Consider the following 18260-nt stretch of genomic DNA (forward strand, 5'->3'; position numbering starts at 1 on the left):
GCCCACATCCTCGGACGGCCCCGAGCCCTACCCCCCGCGACCCACCCGTGAAGGAGCATCGATGAACCGGCCCCCCGCACACCAGCGCGCCGATCGCGAGACGCCCGCCGGCGAGCAGACACCGCCACCCCAGCAGCCTGCCGAGGACAGGGAACCCCTCGGCGCCGTCAGGGCGGTCGAGCTCCACACCGGTGACCTCTACCGCCACACCAGCCCCCCTTTGGGTGCCGAGGATGACGCCGAGCCGATCCCCGGCCTGTGGATCGTCACCAAGACGTTCGACCTGGCCGCCCTCGACCGCGACGACGAGGACACCCTCCTCCACGCGCACCCCGCCGGCCGGCCCGGCAACGCCAGCGCGCAGTGCGACACCAGCCCCGAGGACGAGGTTGACCTGCTCGCCCGTCTCCTCGACGAGACCACCGACTGCACTGAGAAGTCCTACGCCCTCACCCGGCTGTACCGGCTGCCCGAAGCCACCGTGCGCGTGCAGGTCCGACGCACCTTCCTAGGCCCGCATCCCGCGGCGACCGTCGACCTGCTCACCTCCGACGGCTGGAGCACACTGATCGACGACCCGGCCAGCCCCTGGCGACCGACCCCACACGGCCTCCACGAGGTCCGCGCCGTGCTCGACCCCCTGGCCACCGGCCTTCTCCTGCGCGCGCACCGTGCCCTGACCGCGTCCTGGCCCGCACCCCACCCGCAGCCGCGCCCCGCCCGCACTTCGGCGACGGACGAGGCGACACCATCGCCAACGCCCGCATCGCCGCAGGTGGGTGACGAGCGACGCCGGTGACCGGGCGGCGGCCCCGCCCGGCCCGCCCTGCGGGCGGGGCCGCCGCCGGCCGGGGTCGGTTGGGTGGGACGCCGGTGGCTACCTGCGCGGCCGAAACGCCAGTGGTGGCGTAGGGGACGAGCCGGCCCCGCCCTGCCGGGCGCCCTTGCGGCGGGGGCGGATCGGTCTGGGGACGCGTGAACGGGCCGCCGGTTGTCCGGCGGCCCGTCGGGTGTGAGCTCGGGGGTGCTCACACGCCTGTTGCCAATTGTGACCGGCCGGTTCCTGATCTGGCAGGGTCTAAAGTCCTCACCGCCCGACCGGTAGCCAGCGTGCGTGGGGGTGTGGGTGTCCGCCGCCGGCACGCGGCGATTCGCTTAGCGGAGCGGGGTGGAGGGTTCGGTGGGGGTGGCGGGCCGATGGTTGAGGATCTTGTCGTAGGTCAGGCGCCAGGTCTGGTCGGGGATGAACATGTGCGGGATCGTCAGGGACTGCTGGTTGACCCGTAGCACCGGGTACCAGCCCCCGAACGACGCCTCCACCTGATCGCCACGGTGGAAGTCACCTGGCCGCCAGACCTTCACGCCGGCGGCTTCCTGTTCGGCGAGGTGCCGGGTCCAGTAGTCGATCTCGGCGGTGCGTTGGACGATGTCGGCCTCGATACGGGCCTTCCACCCGGGGGCGGGCGGCGGCCCGCCGTGGGCGGCCCGGCGGGCCGCGGTGTGCAACGCGCGGGTCGCGGCGCGCTGTTCTGCTTCCAGGGTGCGTAGACGGCGCAGGGTGTGAGGGACGTCGTGCCGGTCCTGAGCCGACCGGGCTGCGGCGGCGGCCCGGTTGGTGTGATGGTCGGCCTTGGCGGTCTGTTCGGCTGCGGCATGGTCGTGGCGGTCGGCGCGGGCGAGGTCGCGACGGTGCCCGGCTTCGGAGTGGTGACCGGGCAGGACGGGCTGCCCGAGGGGGATGGCGCCGCGGATGGTGTCGGCGGCGTCGCGCCGGGCGTCCGCGCGGGCCGTCGCGCGGGCGGCGGCGTCGGCATGGTGGGTGGCGCGGTCGGCGGCCCGTTGGATCCGGGCCGCTTCCACGGCGGCGATGTCGGTGATGGGTGTCTCGTCGATGGTGATCGTGACGGGATAGCCGGCGGCGCGCAGCGCGTCGGCCAGTTCGTTGATGCGGAAGGTGTCCGCGGCCCGGCCCCGGCTGTTGCGCCGGTACCAGGAGCCGTCCTGCCCGATGTGGTCGGACCAGCGGAGGCGATGCCGGGTGAAGATCGGCGAAAGGGTTGTGCGGTCCGCCCGGGGGGTTCCCTCGATCAGCGTTCCGGCTTCCCGACTGTGCCGGATCGTGAGTGGTGCACGGCCGGTGTTCTCCGAGGAATCCGGCGTGGGTTCCATTCCTATCCTCCGGATCATTGCCTTTACGTCGGGGATTTTTTCCCGGTGGGTGACGGCCCGCGCGCTGGGATGGGCGCGCGGGCCGTCTGCATCGGGGGTGTTAGTGGGGGAGGTGTGCGGTGATGTCGGCGGCGGTGGTGACGGGGCTGGCGAGCCTGCCGCGTAGCAGGGCACGGGCGGCGTCACCGTTTCCGCCGAGGGTGGGGATGGTGAGGAGGGGGCGGCCGAGGGCGCGGGCGGCGCGGGCGGTGGCGATGCCGGCTCCGCCGGGGGCGGATTCGAGGACCAGGGTGGCCTGGGTGAGGGTCGCCAGCAGCCGGGCGCGGGCGGTGTTGCGCCGGCCCCGGTCGCGGGTGGTGGGTGGGGTTGCCGGCTCCCACAGCGGCGGGATCTCGCTCACGACGAGGCCGGTGGCGGCGACGGCGGCGAGGAGCTCGGGGTGGGGCGCGCGGTCGGTCAGCAGGTCCCCGACCAGGATCGCGAGGGTGGGGGCGTGGGGTACGGCGGCGGTGAGCGCGGCGCGGGCGATCCCCCGGGACAGGGTGGCGGTGACGGTGACCGGCGGGGACGCGGTGGCGAGGTCGTGAGCGAGCCGGGCGGCGGTGCTCAGGCCGGCGGGGGTGGCGCTGCGGTTGCCGGTGACCGCGACCGCGCGGGCCGCGAGCACGGCCAGGTGTCCGTGCCCGTGGGCCCACAGAGCGAGCGGGGCGGGGCCGGCGGGGGTGAGGCTGGTGGGCCAGTCGTGATCGCCGGGGCAGATCAGCCGCCAGCCCAGCGCGGCGTGGGCGTCGAGGAGCTGGTCGGGGTCGAGGCCGGGGCGCATCCCGGCGAAGGTCTCCCACACCCGGAGCGGGCCGAGGGTGCGCACGGTGGCGGTGCGGGCGCGGTCGGGCGGAAGGGCGGTCAGCGCGGCCACGGCGCGCCGCTCCCGCTCGCTGAGGATCACAGGCATCAGACAGGGCCTTGTCTCGGTGGGGCCGCCCCGGGCGTGCGGGCCCGGGGGCGGTGCTGGCCGGGGGTTAGCGGGGGGCGGGCGGGTCGGGGAGGTGCGCGGTGATGTGGCCGGCGGTGGTGACGCAGCGGGCGGTGCCGTCGCGGAGGAGGGCGTGCGGGCCGGCGCTGGCCAGGGCGGTGATCGGGCCGGGGACAGCCAGGACCGGCCGGCGGCGCCGGAAGTGGGCGGTGTAGGCGACGGAAAGCGCGTCGTCGTCGCTGGCGCGGGCCTCGATGAGGACGGTGGCGTGAGCGAGAGCGGCGAGCAGCTCGATGCGGGCCAGCACATGGCCGGGAGTGGGGTTTGCGTCGGGCGCGGCGGCGCTGACGAGTAGCCCCCCGGCGGCGACCGTACGAAGCAGGTCGGGCTGGCCGAACAGATCGGTGGGGGTGTCGAGGACCGCGACCGCCGCCGGCCGGCGGGCGGCGGCGGTCAGGGCGGCGACGTCGGTGCCGTTCCCGCCGCCGTGGGCGACGACCGTGACCGACTCCCCACCGGGCTGCGTGGTCAGCTTGGTGGCGAGGTCGGCGGCGACCGTGCGCCCGTAGGCGCTTCCCGCGAGGGCGCCGGTGAGGGTCACCGCCCGACGCAGCAGCCCGGGGAGGTCCCCGGCGCCGTGCACCCACAGGCCCAGCGGCCGGCCGGGAACGTCGAGGGTGGCGGGCCAGTCGGGGTCGCCGGGGATGACCAGCCGCCAGCCGCTCTCGGTGGCCTGCTCCAGGAGACGGCCCGGGTCGATGTCGGGGTAGCGGCCGGCGATCCTCTCCCAGACGGTGATGGGGCCGTGGCGGTGGATGCGTTGGGTGCGGTGACGGTCGGGCGGTAGGCAGGTCAGCGCGGCGCGGGCACGCCGGTCGGCATTCACAGGGTCAGTCATCGCGAGCTCTTCCTGGTCAGGTTCGAGTCGTCGGGCGTGCCTGGTAGGGGGCGTGGCATGCGTGGAGCGAGGCCGGGGGTGAGTGCGTGTCCCCGGCCGTGCCTGGGGGTGGGGTGTCAGGTCTGGTCGAGGACGGCGCGGATGTCCTCGGCGCTGGTGACCAGGCGGGCGGTGCCCTCAGTGAGCAGGGCGTTCGGGCCGGCGCTGAGCGTGGAGCCGATCGGTCCGGGGACGGCCATGACGGGGCGGCGTCGCAGCCGGGCGGCCTGCGCGGTCGCGAACGCGTACCCGCGGGTGGTCGACTCCACGAGGACGGTGGCCCGGGTGAGGGTGGCGAGTAGGCGCACGCGGGCGAGGAGGTGACCCGAGCGCGGCGGGAGGCCGGGCGCGGCCAGGCAGAGCACCAGCCCGCCGTCAGCGACGTCGGTGAGGAGGGTGCGGTTGTAGCGGGTGATGCCCGTGGTGGCGGTCAGGACCGCGACGGCCCGCCGGTGTGTGGCGGCGATCCGCAGGGCGGCGGCATCGATCCCCTCGCCGATGCCGGCGGCGGTGATGGTGACCGGCTGGGCGGCCAGCGGGGTGGTCAGGTCATAGGCGAGGCCGGCGGTGACCGCCTGCCCGTACTCGCTGCAGAGCCGGGCGCCGGTGATGGTGACCGACCGGCGGGTGAGGCCGGTCAGGTCTCCGGTGCCGCGTGCCCAGAGGCCGACCGGAAGCGGACCGGTGCCGGGGGTCAGGGTGGCAGGCCAGCCGGGGTCGCTGGGGATCACGAAACGCCAGCCGGCGTCGGTGGCGGTCGCGAGCAGTCGGGCGGGGTCGACCCCGGGGTGCTCGGGAGCGAGGCCCTTCCAGACCTCGACCGGATCAGTCCGGCTGTCGGTGGCCGAGGGCCAAATGCGGGCGGGGAGGGCGGTCAGGGCGGCGCGGGCGTGCCGCTCGTCGTCGCTGGTCATCACGATGGCCTTTCGGGTTTCCCGGGCCGGTCTCGCGGCCAACGGGTGGCAGAGGAGGCGCTGGGTGAGCACGGCCGGCGGTGAGCACGGCCGGCGGTGGGCGGTGGGTGCGGCTGGTGGAGGGCCGCGCGGGTTAGGCGGGTGGGCGGGGCGTGCGCCAGCGGGAGCGCTCGCGGTGGCGGCGTAGCCGCTGGCGCAGCAGGTCGTGCACCGCGGACAGTTCGGTGATCCCGGTCAGGGCGGGGTCGTCGAGAACGAGGGCGGTGAGCAGGACCCGCACCGCCTCACCGACCGGCTCGGCCTCGCCGCTGCCCGCGGGTGGGGCGGGAAGGGGCGGAGTCCATCCCGTGGCCGGGGCAGTGGGGGTGGCGCCACGGGGGACGAACAACAGGCCGGTCGCGCCGTCGGGGGCCGGCCGGGCCTGGGCGTAGTCGGTGCTGTCGGGCACGTCGAGAAGCCCGTTGATCACCGTGTTGCGGGGGGCGGCCGGGGTGAGCGTGACCGTGAACGTTCCGTCGGGGTTCAGGGTCGCGGTCACGGGCCTGTTCGGGACACTGGGCACGATTCCTCCGCAGGGGTAGGGGCGAATCGGGTCCCGGGCGGCGGGCGGCATTCCCGCCGCCCGGGAACAACCCCCCGGCCAGTAGGCCGGCGGGGCGGGGCCTGCTCAGCTGCCGGTCGAGGCAGCGGCGGTGGTGGTGAGCGCGAGGCCGGCGGCCGTGATCCGGTAGCGCTTCGGCCTGCCCTCGACGAGGGACACCTCGCCACGGCTAGTCATCGCCTCGCAGGAGGCGTTGATCGCCCCGGAGGACCGTCCGGGGATTTCCCGGCTGATCTCGGTCACGCTCAACGGCACATCCGCGTTCGCGGCCAGAACATCCCGGACCATCGCGGTGAGCCCCCCGGAGGGCAACCGGGGCTGCCCGTCGCCGTTCACCGCCCGATCCCCGGCCGGCCGTGGCGCCTTCGCCGGGGCCCGCCGCCGCGAAGGCTGGGGCCCGCTGGTGGGCGGCGGTCCGCCGGCCCGTATCGGGCATTGCGGTGCCGGGCAGGCCCACGCCGCGCAGCCCGCCGTGCCCGCCCCGTCCCCGGCGGCGCTCGGGATGCCGTCGGGCGGGGCCTGGATGGCCTGGCCACCCGGCGCCGCAGCGATCCCGGTCGGCTCGTCAGCGTGCGCCGAGGTGTCGGCGCTCTCGCCGGGCACCGTGCTGTCGGCCGGTGCGTTCGGCGGGGCGGGGTCCTCCTCGGGTGCCGGATCCTGCGCGGGCTCGCTCGCGGTGACAGCCCGCGCAGCGTCGAGCGGCGCGGAGGTGCCGAGGTGCCGGTCCTGGTCGGTCGGCGGCTCCTGCATCGGCGGGTCGGTGTCGGGGAGGTCCGCCACCGGGCTGGGGTCCGTCTCGGTCTCGACCGGTTCCACCGTGGACAGGTCGGCGGTGGCGGGGTCCGGGGCGGACACGTCCTCGGCCGGCCCGTGTGTCGGCACCGTGAGGGCCGTGGCCTCGAGGGCGTCTCCCGGGCTCGCCGCCTGCCGCTCCGGGTCGGCGGTCCCGGTGGGCAGGCGCTGCGCCGGGTCGGACGCGGAGATCTCGGTGGTGGCGGGGTCCGGCGCGGCCACCGGGTCGGGCGGGGTGTCCACGGTTTCGGCTGGTCCGGTCATCACCGGCACGGTGTCGTCGGCCGGCACGGCGTCGTCGACCGGTGCGCTGGTGTCAGTGGGTGGCGGGTCGGATGCGGTGGCATCGTCGGCGGTGGGGGCGTCGTCCAGGGTGGGGATCAGGGCCCACTGCCAGGGCCGCCCCCTGGCACCGTCCCGCTGGGACGCCAGAACCAGACCGGCGTCTGCCAGCCGGTCCAACACTGGCCGCAACTGGGGCACCGTCATCCCGGCCGCTACCCGCATTTCCGACGCGGTCGCGGGACCTTCATGATCCCGCAGGATCTCCAGGACACGTGCGGCGTCCGGATCGACGGCGGGTGTTTTCTCGTCGGTCATTGTTCTCGACCCCCATTTCGGGTGCGGGTTTCTGGGTGCGCAATCAGCTGTATCTCGATTCGACGGAATTCAGCCAGCGATATCCATCAACCACGTCCAGTGACATGAATCACTGCCCGGGGAATGGGTGAACACGGTTGCTGAACCGAATCTGATCAAGTTACGGTGCCTGACGTTCCCGGACCCACCGCCACACCTGGCGCGTATACGGGCCGGGCGCACCCCCCATTCCCGTGTCGCAGGCGTCCACGCGCCTGCCGCCATCCCGTGTCGAAAAGGTCCCCGATGAGCATGCCCCCGATCCGCCCACCGTTCGACTTTCCCGCCTTCCTGAAAGAAAGGGGATTCAGTCGTCTCCGGGAGCGTCCCGATGTCTATCTCAACGACCGCGTTGAGATCGAGCACGACGGCGGCCAGCTACACCTGCGCTGCTACACCACATCCGCCCGCCGGCTGATCGACTGGTCCTGCACCTACGGCCCCGGCACACCCACAGAACTGATCGTCTCCGGTGTCCTCGCGGCGCTCACCCCGGTCCCCGTCGCGCGGGCCGACGCCGGGGAATACACGGTCTGGGCCGCTGTGCCTATCCCCTTCGCGGTCGAGCTGTCCCACGACACCGCCCATGCCGCCACCCAGCGGCTGCGCGCCTGGGGATGGCCCTACGCCACGATCGGCCCGGCCCGATCCGCCCCGCCGACCGGCGCCCCGGCCCCGCAGTCGGACACACCGTGATCATCGTTGTGGTGATTCCGGCGGCCCCGACGGCCCCGATACGTCGACGCCGTCTCGATCCCACTGACATTCCCGCGATGGAAAGGATCGTCGGCGGAGGTCTGCATCCGGTCAGCCTCACCGACCCGGAAAGCAGCCTCTACCTCCCCGCTCCAGGCCCGAAAACCCGGCCCCTCAACGAGAGGGCGACCGCGCTGGCCGCGTTCCACACCCGCCCGTTCCAGCCGCAGACATTCCTCCGGGGTGACGCAATCCTCACCGGCCCCACTCGTGAGGACGGCCAGGACACCGACACACCCGACGACCTGATCCGGCTCCTCGACGCCCCTCAATTCCGCGTCCGGACCAAGAGCCCCGGCGACCAACGGTGGAGCAGCGGGGGCAATGTCCACCCCAGTCTGCGCCACGCCTATACCCACACCTGCAAAACCGTCCTTCGGATACCGGTCGACGACAGGCCGCTCATCCGCATCGTCGCCGTCACCCCCGGCGCAAGGCGCCGCCGGTGACAGCCCGCCCGACGTCCCGGAGCACCACCAAGTCGCGCCCGCCGCCGACATCCACCCGCACCACTCCCGCCGCCCCCAGGCCCGGCCGGCGTCGAGCCGCCCCCGCCACCGGCCGCTGGACGCGGGCCCTCCCCGAAAGGCAGCTGTGATGCCCACCGAATCCCCCGCGTGGCTGCGGCGGCCCCGGCTTCATAACCGGCGAGGTGGGCTCGCGGTCGGCTAGGTCTTGCGCTGGCGTCCTACCGGTCGACGACAGGCCCCTCACACGCGCCGCCGCTGTCACCCCCGGCCGCAGCGCCGTTCCGGTGACGGCCCGCCCCACATCCCGCACCACCACCGACCGCTCGTCGGCCGCTCAGACGAGCGATTCCCCCGGATCGACACAACGCACTGCTCGTGCTATTTGTCCGCGTTGCCAGGAAAGGAAACCAGCCGTGATCAGAATACTAGTGGTGCCGGCCGACAGCACGAAACCATACCGTCAGGAGGAGATGAACCCAGCGGACCTGCAGGGGCTCCAAAGGATCGTCGGTGGCTTCATCGAGCCCGTGAACCTCACTCCCGGCGGATCTCTCTACGCCAACGATGAAGGCATCATGAAAGGGCTTCCCGTCAACGAGCGGGCCACCGCGCTCGCCGGGTTCCACACCCACCCGTTCACGCCGGGACAGCTCATCGTCGGTGATGTCTACGTGACCGGCCCCGTCGACCATCATGGCTTGGACACCGACGTTCCAAACTCGATCATCCGGCTTCTCTCCGCGCCACAGATCCAGGTTCAGATTCGGGTGAGACCGGACAGCGAAAACCGTTGGGAAGACATCCCCGGGACCTATTCCACGCTGGTCGACGCCTACACCGATATCTGCGCAGTCGCGCGCATCGTGACCGTCATCGACCCCGAGCGCCGACCCGCCATCCGCGCCATCCCCGCCCCCGAGCCCCCCCACCCACACCGACACCGATGCCGTGTGGACCGTGTGGGGTGAGGGCACCGACCCCTACGCCGTCCGGCAAACCCGCCAGCAGGCCCAGGACGTCGTCGACACCGCAACCGCCGAGGGAGACCCCGGCGTGTACGCCCAGCACCCCGACGGCACCACCCTCACCCCATCGGCCACCCACTAGCCTCAGGGCAGCGGCCTGCGGCTCCCTTCCCCGGGGCCGCGGGCCCTCCACCTATCACCACCGCACTTTCCCTACCCCGGGCTCGCGGGCCATTCCTATGACCCTCTGCTCTCCTCGCCCCACGCAGGGACCACATTCCGAGGCCGCCTGATCCGCAAAGCGGTTATCCCTGCGATCGGGCGGAATCCGGCGGGCCGAAGACTCGTCCGGGATTTCAAAGAGAATGGTTGCTGGATCCGAACCGATCGGGTTACGGTCCCATGGCAATCCCGGACCGGGCCCCTGTTGGGTTTCTATTCTACCGGTCATATCCCCGTCATTGTCCCGCGTGTGCAGTGGGCCGCCGCTTGCCCGTTCCCGGCCGGAAACGGGCCCGGACAGGCCGCGCCCCACGCACCCCACCGGAAAGGACCATCGTCATGCACGACAACCCCGAGGCGAGCACCACCACCTCGATCCTGCTGGAGGTGCTGCGTCGGGCCACCGGCCCCCTCACCCTCGACGAACTGCAATGGTGGACCCAGCTCAGCCCCACCCAGGTCGTGGACCAGCTCCTCACCCACCTGCGCACCGGCACGGTTATCCCCGCCACCGGCACCCGCCTCGGGGTGCGTTGGACCGTCGCTGACCACCCCACCGGCGTGCCCGCCGACCTGCCGTTCCCGGCCGTGGACGACAGCCACGAACCCGACCTCGACGTCCTCCTGACCAGCCTTGTCGCCGGAACGGTCGCGGTCCGACCCAACGACGCCGAGGGCACGGTGCTACTCCGCCTGGACGCCCAGTGGATGGGCGCGCTCGCCGCCGTCGCCCTCACCCCGGCCGAGGCCCACCTGCTCGCCGCGACCCTGACCCGCGCCGCCGACAGCATCCCCGCCGACACGACACCACCGGCCACGCCCAACGCTATCGGCTGACCCCAGCAGCATCCACGACCACGGGCCCGCGCCCCCGGCACACCAGGGGCGCGGGCCCGTTCGTATGCCCGGCCCCTCAACCGGTCATAGACACCGGGGCCGTGCCCCGGCTCACGGGCCGGTAATCCCACGGCCCCATCGGCCGCCGGTCCTAGACGCCATGCGGGCGCTGACGGCGCTGTGGGTCCGCCCAATACCGTCGGCCTGCCCTCACAGCACTGTCCCGCCGGCACCTGCCTGGCCTATCCCCGGACCGGTCCCGCTGAGACGGATGCCTGAGCCCCCGAGGGGTTGCCTGGCTCACGTGTCGGGTGGCTGCCCTGCGTGTGCCGGAATGCCACGCGGACCCGAGGGGCGGGCGGGAGTGGTGGGCTTGGCGTGGTCGCGGCCGGGACCAGGCGCCTGCGCCGGTCCAGAATGGACGGTCTGCACTGCCCTTTCGGGGGGAGAGGCGGTGATGGCGTTGGGGCGGGTCGGACCGCGGCCCGCCCCGCGCGCTCCGCTTCTGGCCGGAGCAAGCCTCGGTCGGGTTTCCATGCCAGGTCAGGCGTGCTGGTGTGTCGTCGGTGTGGCCCGTCCCGCGCGCCAGGGGGCCTGTCGTAGTCGGTTCGTCGATGCCTGGGAGAGGGCTGGGTAACGGACTGGTTGGCCCGGCGCAATGCTGGGACAATGTCCGCGAACGTTACGACAATCATCGTCGTGACGGCTCGACGATCCGGTGGTCTCGCTGCAGCATCGTCCTACGGAGAAAAACGTCGAGGATATGGCGGTGCCGGGGATGGCGATGATCGGTTTGGATATGGCGGCGAGGCGCGTGGGAACATCGCCGTTGACCATCATCGATTGGATCGCGGGCTGCCATCTCTCTGCTCGATGGACCCGGCAGGGGTGGAAGGTTGATCCACGAGACGTCGATGACGTGGCGACACGGATGGGCCTGAAGAAGGCCGCCTGACCGGCCGCGGGGAGAAGAGCGGAATGCTATGCGTGCTGTGAACGGCGACGATCGTTATCGTTCCTGTCCGTCGTGGTGCCAGGAGCCTGCGGGGCATCTGCGCCCTGAGCCCGACGGTCCCGGGGACTATCACATGGCCGAGATCGCCCTGATTGATCTTCCTGAGATCGATGGGATACGGGTGGACATCTTGGAGCTCGCGGTGAGGATCGAACAATATGTGACCCATGCCACCGCGCATCCTCCTGTGATCACTTTTGGAAGTGGAGACGTTGACGATCCCGACCGTGAAGGACTCACGGCTGACGAGGTTGATGATCTCGTCGTAGCGCTTCAGCGGGCGCTCGCGACGTTGCGCGGCGGATCGGACGGGCCGTCGCCCGACGGTTTCTAACCCCGGCGCTTTCCCGGGGGGCAGGTAGTAGGCGCGGCTAAAGCACGGCTGTTCTACGAGCGGGGTTGTTTGGGATGGCGGACGGCGGGGTCGAATGATCCGTCCGGGGCCGGTCTGGTGGATCCCGGCCGCGGGCTGGGTGTGTGGGTGAGGCGGGTCGGGAGGGTCTGGGTGCCGGGGGTGGGGCCGAGCATGACGTCTACGGCCAGGAACGAGCAGGCCGGGCGCTGCGGCCGATGGCACACGACCCGGGTGATAGTCGTCCACTTCCTCGGGCTGGTCGCTGTTTTCACCGTGGCCGTCGCTGTCGTGACCAGCTAGCTAGACGAGCAGGTGGATCTCCTTCTCGAGCACCTTCGCCTCCGTGGACGTCCTGTTCGCCATGCTTCGCGACGGCACCCTCTACACAGCGCCAGCCCCGCCCGTCACCCCTCGACGAAGCCCCATAGGGGCACCTTTTCTGCTAAAGCCCGCCCAGCGCAGCCACGGCGGCCAAGGCCAAGCCGAACGCACCAGCGAACGCCGCGCCGCAGCGCTGCACAGTCGCCGGCCAGCTGGCGCCATCGGAGCGGGCGAGGATACCGGTCACCATCGCCACGATCACGGAAACAGCGGCACACAGCGCGACGACGAGGACCCGGACGAGCACAGGGTCGGAATTCACGATCTGCTCCAGGAAAGCCCCGCTCCCCTGGCCGGCGGGGCGCTGGAGGCAGCCCGAAGCGGACCCTTGTGCCGAAGCACCGGAAACCGTCGGTGTCCGGGAGCTGCCCGCCTCCACATCTGGAGGCACAGGACCCGGAACCCCCGGAGCGGCCAGGGGAAAACGCGCGCCGAGGCGAGGTCGGCGCCCGAGAGGGGTGGCCTCGGGCAGCCGCCACAATCACCTCAGCAGACCTTACTGGCTGGCGGACTGATGCCGCTGAAGCCGAACAGGTTGCATGCCGGCGCGGTGCGGGGAGGAGCCAGGAACCCGCCTCCGACGGGTCCGGAGACGATCTTTCACCGCCTCCGTTTTCCTCGTCGCCACTCGCGGGCCGTTGCGACCACTTCGTGAGCGGACTGCAGCAGTACAGCGGTCGCGCCTATCAGCGCGACCGAGACCCCGCCGATCGTGGCCACCAGCCCCGTGACGCCGTCCCCCCGGAGGACGGCCACCCCCGTCGATGACGGGCTACGGCTTGCGGCCGACTCCGCCGAAGATGTGGAGTGGCTGCGGTTCCGACCCGGGCGGGGGCCGCCAGAGGGGCGTTGAGACCACGCCTGGCTCGACGAGGTCGAGGCCGTCGAAGAAGGACGCGACTTGCTCAGGGGTACGCAGGTTGTAGGGGTGCCCGTCTGCCTGGGTGATCTCGATTGCCTTGTCTACGGCCTCGCCGTGGGTGCCGTCGTTGAGCGCGAGGTAGCTTCCCGGCGGCACCTCGTCGAGTAGCCGTTTCACGATCTTTTTCGCCTCGTCGGTGTCGGCGACGTTCCCCATGATGCCGAACATCACCAGAGCGACCGGCCTGGTGAAGTCCAACAGCTCGGCCGTCTCCGTGAGAATCCTGTCGGGGTCGCGTACGTCGGCGTCGATGTAGGCGGTGGCGCCGCCGGGTGCGCTGGTCAGCAGCGCGCGGGCGTGCACCAGCACCAGAGGATCGTTGTCGACGTAGGTGATGCGGGAGTCCGGGGCGATCCGCTGCGCGACTTCATGGGTGTTGTCGGCGGTCGGCAGGCCGGTGCCGATGTCCAGGAACTGGCGGATGCCCACCTCGCGGGCAAGGAAGGTGATCGCTCGGACCAGGAACTCCCGCTGCGCGCGGGCGACCCGCACGATGTCCGGGTAGACCTCGAAGACCTTGTCTCCCAGCTCCCGGTCGGCGGGAAAGTTGTCCTTGCCCCCGAGCCAGTAGTTCCAGACCCGAGCGGAGTGCGGCACGCTCGGGTCCACCCGCGACCATGCGCTCCGCGCCGGCTCGTCCGCACCCATGCCGGACATCATGCACCCCCGGGTGCACCCCGGATTTACCCCGCAGCCGGAAGGCCGATGCCCCGTGTCCGGGGTCCGGCGCGTGTTGTCCGGTGCCCGGTGCCCGGTGTCGACACATCGACAGCGCCAGCAGGACGACCGCAGTCCGGCTCGCGGTAGAGACCATGCCCCGCAGGGCCTCTACCAGCCTCGATGCGGCTACACCTCAACGGGCCCGCGGAAATGACCCGTCACCGGCGAGGCCGAACGACGCAGGGAGGAGCCCCACGACGTCAGCGAACGATCACTGAGCACAGTCCTCGTAACCCCCACCGCGGGCCGCCACCCGAAACCAGCAGGCTTCCGGCCCTCGTCTGGTCACAGCGCTGGTCGTCTTCGTCGATCGGACAGACGCGGGGAGTCGGCGGTGACGACGATGGGGCCGTGTATGCGGATGACGAGCCCGCACCAGCGCCGTTGACGGCGGATCTGACGCATCTTCTCGACCTGGCTGAGTCTGATCCCTCTACCTTATCCGGGAGGGCAGAAGCGGGGAATTCTGGAAAAAGGTCGCGGCCGTGACTCCCGCGGGGCGCCGGGTTGATAAATGATGTCCGGTTATGGGGGTGGCGCGTGGCGAGGCTGGCTGGGATTTCTTCATCTCTTACACCGCCGTGGACACAGCCTGGGCGGAGTGGATCGCCTGGCAGTTAGAAGACGCTGGCTACCGGGTGCTGATCCAGGCGTGGGACTCCGTGCCCGGGTCGAACTGGGCGGTCCGCATACAACAGGGGACGACCGAGTCTGACCGCACCATCGCTGTGCTCTCGGCCTCCTACCTGCGGTCGGTCTACGGGCAAAACGAGTGGCATGCCGCCCACGCCGCCGACCCCGGCGGCTTCGCCCGCACGTTGCTCCCCATCCGGGTGGAGGACTGCCCCCGCCCGGGACTGCTCGGACAGATCGTGTCGATCGATCTGTTCGGCCATCCCGCCGACGTCGCCCGCCAGCACCTCCTCGACGCGATCAGCACAGCACGGGCGGGGCGCGCGAAACCCACCGCCGCACCCGCCTTCCCCCCACGCCCGGCCCTACCCCCACAGCAGCCCTCAGCAAGAACGGCACCCCCCTTCCCCGGCCCGGACCCGACGGCCTCCCTCGACCAGCCCGCCCTCCGCACGCACGCCCGATCCGATCGCCTCCTCCATGGGCCGCAGCGCCGCGTTTCTCTCGCGGTGGTGCTGCTCGTCATCACCGGCACCGTCTTCCTTGCCAGTTCCGCGCGGGACAGGAATCCGAGCGCGACCAGCGCCCACTCCGCTGCGCCACCAACGTCGGCTCCCACACCCAGCCTGTCGGGCTCACCCTTACGCGACCACACCGACTCGGTGCGGTCGGTGGCGTTCTCCCGGGACGGACGCACGCTAGCCAGCGCCAGCCAGGACGGCACGGCGCGGCTGTGGGACATCGCCGAGCGGACCTCCCAACCGTTGACCGGCCGCATCGCAGTGTGGTCGGTGGCGTTCTCCCCAGACAAGCACACGCTGGCCAGCGCCAACGGCGACAGCACGGTGCAGTTGTGGGACGTGGCCGAGGGGACCCTCCCCCACCCGGTGGCTTCCCTGCCCGGCCACAGCGACGCGGTGGGATCGGTGGCGTTCTCCCCGGACGGACGCACGCTGGCCAGCGCCAGCGACGACCACACAGTGCGACTGTGGGACGTGGCCACGGGGACCACCACCCACACGTTGACCGACCACACCGGCCCCGTGAACTCGGTGGCGTTCTCCCGGGACGGGCGCACGCTGGCCAGCGCCAGCGACGACCACACGGTGCGACTGTGGGATGTGGCCGAGGGGACCCTCCTCCGCACCTTGCCCGGCCACACCGAGCCAGTGATGTCGGTGGCGTTCTCCCCGGACAGACGCACGCTGGCCAGCGCCAGCCAGGACAACACCGTGCGGTTGTGGGATGTGGCCGCGCGGACCGCCCCCCGCCTGGTGGGCTCTCTGTCCGACCACACCCACTGGGTGATGTCGGTGGCGTTCTCTCCCGACGGGCGCATCCTGGCCAGCGCCAGCCAGGACCGCACAGTGCGGCTGTGGGACGTGGCCGCGCGGACCACCACCCACACGTTGACCGGCCACACCGGCCCCGTGTTCTCGGTGGCGTTCTCCCTGGACGGGCGCACTCTGGCCAGCGCCAGCGACGACAACACGGTGCGACTGTGGGACATGAGCTGACAGGGTCCTGTGGCTACGCAAGCGAGAACGGGATCTGGTTCTGTCGACGATCACGTGATCGGGCCGACGGGTAGTGATCTTCGTTGTGTTGAAGAACCGTGAGGGCTCCCGGGTACCGCGTGAGATATTCGCTCAGGCGGCTACTGCCGGCTGTTCGAATATCAGGTCGGTTCCGTCAACGGCAGTGGACACGCCGATCGGGAAGGTAGGCAGCGGATCGGTGTGACCGCCCTCGACGTGCGCGAGGACGGGATAGCCACCGGCGGCCCTACGGAGAGGGCCGGGTGCGGAGGCCGCGTCTTGGCTGCGCAGATCAGAAGGTAATCGTCAGAGGGCTGTCCGGTTTCCGGATAAGTCCGGGCGGCTGGTGCGCGAGACCGGCGGGCCCGTGGTGGGCGGTGACGGTGGGGGTGGCGGTGCGGTCGCTGTTCCAGGTGTGGATGCCTTCGATCAGCCGGTCGGCCAGGTTATGACGGTTCGGGCCGTGGCTGATGACGCTGAGGGTGTGACGGCCGGGCCCGGTGTGGTTGCGGGCGAGGCTGAGGTAGGCCAGCGAGTCGCGGTCGACGAGAGCGGGGCTGCGCTGGGGTATCGCGGGTGCGCACAGGGCGGACTTCACCGCTTCGGGGGTGGCTTCGATGCGGCAGCATCCGGGCTCGGTGGCGGTCAGGCGCAGCCAGATTCCGTCGAACGGGTCGTAGGGGCCGACCTCGACCCCGGAGAGGGCGATTGTCCGCCTCCTGTCGAGTACGCCGGTGAGAGTGCCCGGGTCGATGGCTTGGTCCTGGTCCCAGTGCAGGGCGACGAGGCCATCATGGTGGATCGCGGCGGTCCGTTCGCCCGCTTGCCCGATCATCGGGACGGAGCCGCAGAGCTCTACCGACTCGCTGATCATCCGGTTGCCGTCGTGGCGGAAGGTCACCGCGCGGGTCTGGCCCCGCCAATGCAGGGGCAGGACGAGCCGGCCGCCCGGGGCGAGCTGGTCCCACCAGGCGCTGGAGATGTCCCAGACTCCCACCGTGGCGATCAGCCGATCGTGCACGTGGCTGTCCGGGTCGCCGAAGGTGCCGTCCCCGGTGAGGACCGTGACCTTTTCGAAGCCGGCTGCGGCGAGGGCGCTGGTCGCAGCACTGGTGATGTCGGGGTCGATGTCGATGGTGGTGACGTGCCCGCCGGGCCCGGCCAGGTGCGCGAGGAGGGCGGCGTTGTAGCCGGTGCCGGTCCCGATCTCGAGGATCCGCTGGCCGGGTAGGACGATGAGCTGCTCCAGCATCATCGCCACGATTCCCGGCCCGGAGGCGTAACTGAGGGATGTGCCGTCAGGGGCGCGTTTGGTGATGACGGCCTGCTCGGCGTAGGCCTCGCCGGGGGCGGCGTCGGGCACGAACAGGTGGCGGGGCACGGTGCGCATCGTGTCCTCGACCGCGGCGGTGAGGATGGCTCCCGAGGTGGCGAGGCGGTCGACCATGGCCGCGCGCAGGTCATCGGGGGTGGCGTCGTGCGTGGAGGTCACGGTACTCAACGATCATCCTTCCGGAAGGGTGTGGTGCGATCGAAGAAGGCCAGACAGCGGCCGGACGGGCATGGCGGACAGCTGGCACCGGTGGGCATGCGGAACCCCACGCCCCGGTGGGTCAGGTGCCACGGCCCGGTGTCTGGTTGATCGGCTACTGGGATGCGTCGCTGAAGACGGCTTCCTGCGCTGCCTGCGCGAGGGTGGCCTGCGTGGCCGCGGGGAGCCCGAGCCTGTTCCAGTGAAAGATCACGTGCAATGCGATGATCGTGCGTATCCCGCGGGCGAGGTCGCCGCGTTCTCGCAGGGTTCGTAGTGCTCTGCCTGCTTCCTCGAACGCATGCAGCCACTCGCGGCCGAGGAGGTCCGCACGGGCGGTACCGAGGAGAAGGTGACGGACGCCGCTGGTGAACGAGGCCCGCACCTCGGGGTCGGCTGGCACCTCGGCCAGGCCGGAGCGATGCGCTGCGACCCGTGCCCACACGTCGCCCTGCTCGTTGAAGTCCAGTCCCGCAGTCCGCATGAGCGCGGTGCACAGCACGAGAGAGTGTCCCCTCCGGTCGACGGCGCCGTTGTCGAGGAAGGCAAGGAGATGGCGGCTGTCCTGGTGGAACAACGTGTGTGCGGTGGTGAGGCTGGCGGGGCCGCCGAAGGCGACGGTTTCCGGTTCGTAGACCTCGCTGGTCCAGCGGACCCCGTCGGTGAGTAGCGGGTGGAGCGGGTCGTGGCCGTGGGGGTCCTGCGTGAGCAGGTAGCGGACGCGCCAGGGGCCTTTGCGGAGGAAGAACCAGGAGGAGATGAGACTGCTGGCCTCGGCGGCGGGCAGGACACGGGCAAGATGATCGATGGCCTGACGTTCACGCTGATGACGGTCCGGGCCGGGCCAGGTGATGTTTATTTGCCTCCACGGGGTCTCGTCCATGATCGTG

20 protein-coding genes are annotated in these 18260 nt (G+C 71.4%); 10 read left to right on the forward strand and 10 right to left on the reverse strand.

Annotation, left to right across the window (positions count from 1 at the left end):
- Positions 1-61: 61 nt before the first annotated feature.
- Complete coding sequence (locus FRANEAN1_RS33630; RefSeq protein WP_020464141.1) at positions 62-799, forward strand: hypothetical protein; 738 nt, start codon at positions 62-64, stop codon at positions 797-799.
- A gap of 356 nt (positions 800-1155) precedes the next feature.
- Here FRANEAN1_RS33630 and FRANEAN1_RS33635 read toward each other — a convergent pair whose 3' ends face one another.
- From FRANEAN1_RS33635 to FRANEAN1_RS33660, 6 genes are all read right to left on the reverse strand, one after another.
- Entirely contained in the window at positions 1156-2169 is a 1014-nt protein-coding gene (locus tag FRANEAN1_RS33635; protein ID WP_020464142.1) for a DUF3560 domain-containing protein, read from the reverse strand.
- Between the two features lie 100 nt (positions 2170-2269).
- A complete protein-coding gene (locus FRANEAN1_RS33640) occupies positions 2270-3121 on the reverse strand; it encodes a DNA-processing protein DprA (RefSeq protein WP_020464143.1) in 852 nt (283 codons plus the stop codon).
- Positions 3122-3188: 67 nt separating this feature from the next.
- Positions 3189-4040: a DNA-processing protein DprA gene (locus FRANEAN1_RS33645; RefSeq protein ID WP_020464144.1), complete on the reverse strand. Its 852-nt coding sequence runs from the start codon at positions 4038-4040 to the stop codon at positions 3189-3191.
- 116 nt (positions 4041-4156) lie between these two features.
- A complete protein-coding gene (locus FRANEAN1_RS33650) occupies positions 4157-4993 on the reverse strand; it encodes a DNA-processing protein DprA (RefSeq protein ID WP_157472899.1) in 837 nt (278 codons plus the stop codon).
- 133 nt (positions 4994-5126) lie between these two features.
- Positions 5127-5555 (reverse strand): hypothetical protein, encoded by a 429-nt coding sequence (locus FRANEAN1_RS33655; protein WP_020464146.1) that lies wholly within the window; start codon positions 5553-5555, stop codon positions 5127-5129.
- A 105-nt stretch (positions 5556-5660) separates the two neighbouring features.
- Positions 5661-6986 carry a MarR family transcriptional regulator gene (locus FRANEAN1_RS33660; RefSeq protein WP_020464147.1) on the reverse strand — a complete coding sequence of 442 codons (1326 nt, stop codon included), beginning with the start codon at positions 6984-6986 and terminating at the stop codon, positions 5661-5663.
- Between the two features lie 285 nt (positions 6987-7271).
- On the opposite strand from FRANEAN1_RS33660, the gene FRANEAN1_RS33665 reads away from it, so the two are divergent.
- From FRANEAN1_RS33665 to FRANEAN1_RS44355, 8 genes are all read left to right on the forward strand, one after another.
- Entirely contained in the window at positions 7272-7721 is a 450-nt protein-coding gene (locus FRANEAN1_RS33665) for a hypothetical protein (protein WP_020464148.1), read from the forward strand.
- 77 nt (positions 7722-7798) lie between these two features.
- Positions 7799-8230, forward strand: a complete 432-nt coding sequence (locus FRANEAN1_RS33670; RefSeq protein WP_347176867.1) for a hypothetical protein — start codon at positions 7799-7801, stop codon at positions 8228-8230.
- 434 nt (positions 8231-8664) lie between these two features.
- Positions 8665-9219, forward strand: coding sequence for a DUF3846 domain-containing protein (locus tag FRANEAN1_RS33675; RefSeq protein ID WP_020464150.1), 555 nt, complete (start codon positions 8665-8667; stop codon positions 9217-9219).
- A complete protein-coding gene (locus tag FRANEAN1_RS44350; RefSeq protein WP_347176868.1) occupies positions 9209-9358 on the forward strand; it encodes a hypothetical protein in 150 nt (49 codons plus the stop codon). The genes FRANEAN1_RS33675 and FRANEAN1_RS44350 overlap by 11 nt, the downstream gene beginning before the upstream one ends.
- A 419-nt stretch (positions 9359-9777) precedes the next feature.
- The gene (locus tag FRANEAN1_RS33680; RefSeq protein ID WP_041255071.1) at positions 9778-10275 is read left to right on the forward strand and encodes a hypothetical protein; all 498 of its coding nucleotides are present in this window, start codon (positions 9778-9780) and stop codon (positions 10273-10275) included.
- A 718-nt stretch (positions 10276-10993) separates the two neighbouring features.
- Positions 10994-11230, forward strand: coding sequence for a hypothetical protein (locus tag FRANEAN1_RS33685; RefSeq protein ID WP_041255072.1), 237 nt, complete (start codon positions 10994-10996; stop codon positions 11228-11230).
- Between the two features lie 133 nt (positions 11231-11363).
- Entirely contained in the window at positions 11364-11624 is a 261-nt protein-coding gene (locus tag FRANEAN1_RS33690; protein ID WP_347176869.1) for a hypothetical protein, read from the forward strand.
- Between the two features lie 192 nt (positions 11625-11816).
- The gene (locus tag FRANEAN1_RS44355) at positions 11817-11945 is read left to right on the forward strand and encodes a hypothetical protein (RefSeq protein WP_347176870.1); all 129 of its coding nucleotides are present in this window, start codon (positions 11817-11819) and stop codon (positions 11943-11945) included.
- A 142-nt stretch (positions 11946-12087) separates the two neighbouring features.
- Here FRANEAN1_RS44355 and FRANEAN1_RS33700 read toward each other — a convergent pair whose 3' ends face one another.
- Both FRANEAN1_RS33700 and FRANEAN1_RS33705 read right to left on the reverse strand, forming a co-directional pair.
- A complete protein-coding gene (locus FRANEAN1_RS33700; RefSeq protein WP_041255075.1) occupies positions 12088-12288 on the reverse strand; it encodes a hypothetical protein in 201 nt (66 codons plus the stop codon).
- Between the two features lie 510 nt (positions 12289-12798).
- Positions 12799-13608 (reverse strand): SAM-dependent methyltransferase, encoded by an 810-nt coding sequence (locus FRANEAN1_RS33705; RefSeq protein WP_041255076.1) that lies wholly within the window; start codon positions 13606-13608, stop codon positions 12799-12801.
- 587 nt (positions 13609-14195) lie between these two features.
- Here FRANEAN1_RS33705 and FRANEAN1_RS33710 point away from each other — a divergent pair.
- A complete protein-coding gene (locus FRANEAN1_RS33710; RefSeq protein ID WP_020464154.1) occupies positions 14196-15818 on the forward strand; it encodes a TIR domain-containing protein in 1623 nt (540 codons plus the stop codon).
- Between the two features lie 313 nt (positions 15819-16131).
- On the opposite strand, the gene fxlM is transcribed toward FRANEAN1_RS33710, so the two are convergent.
- Both fxlM and FRANEAN1_RS33720 read right to left on the reverse strand, forming a co-directional pair.
- On the reverse strand, positions 16132-17331 hold the full coding sequence (gene fxlM, locus FRANEAN1_RS33715; protein ID WP_041255078.1) for a methyltransferase, FxLD system: 1200 nt from the start codon (positions 17329-17331) through the stop codon (positions 16132-16134).
- A gap of 154 nt (positions 17332-17485) precedes the next feature.
- Positions 17486-18253 carry a thiopeptide-type bacteriocin biosynthesis protein gene (locus tag FRANEAN1_RS33720; protein ID WP_020464156.1) on the reverse strand — a complete coding sequence of 256 codons (768 nt, stop codon included), beginning with the start codon at positions 18251-18253 and terminating at the stop codon, positions 17486-17488.
- Between the last annotated feature and the right edge of the window lie 7 nt (positions 18254-18260).

Origin of the sequence: Parafrankia sp. EAN1pec, from assembly GCF_000018005.1 — a bacterium.
GTDB classification, from domain to species: Bacteria; Actinomycetota; Actinomycetes; order Frankiales; family Frankiaceae; genus Parafrankia; species Parafrankia soli.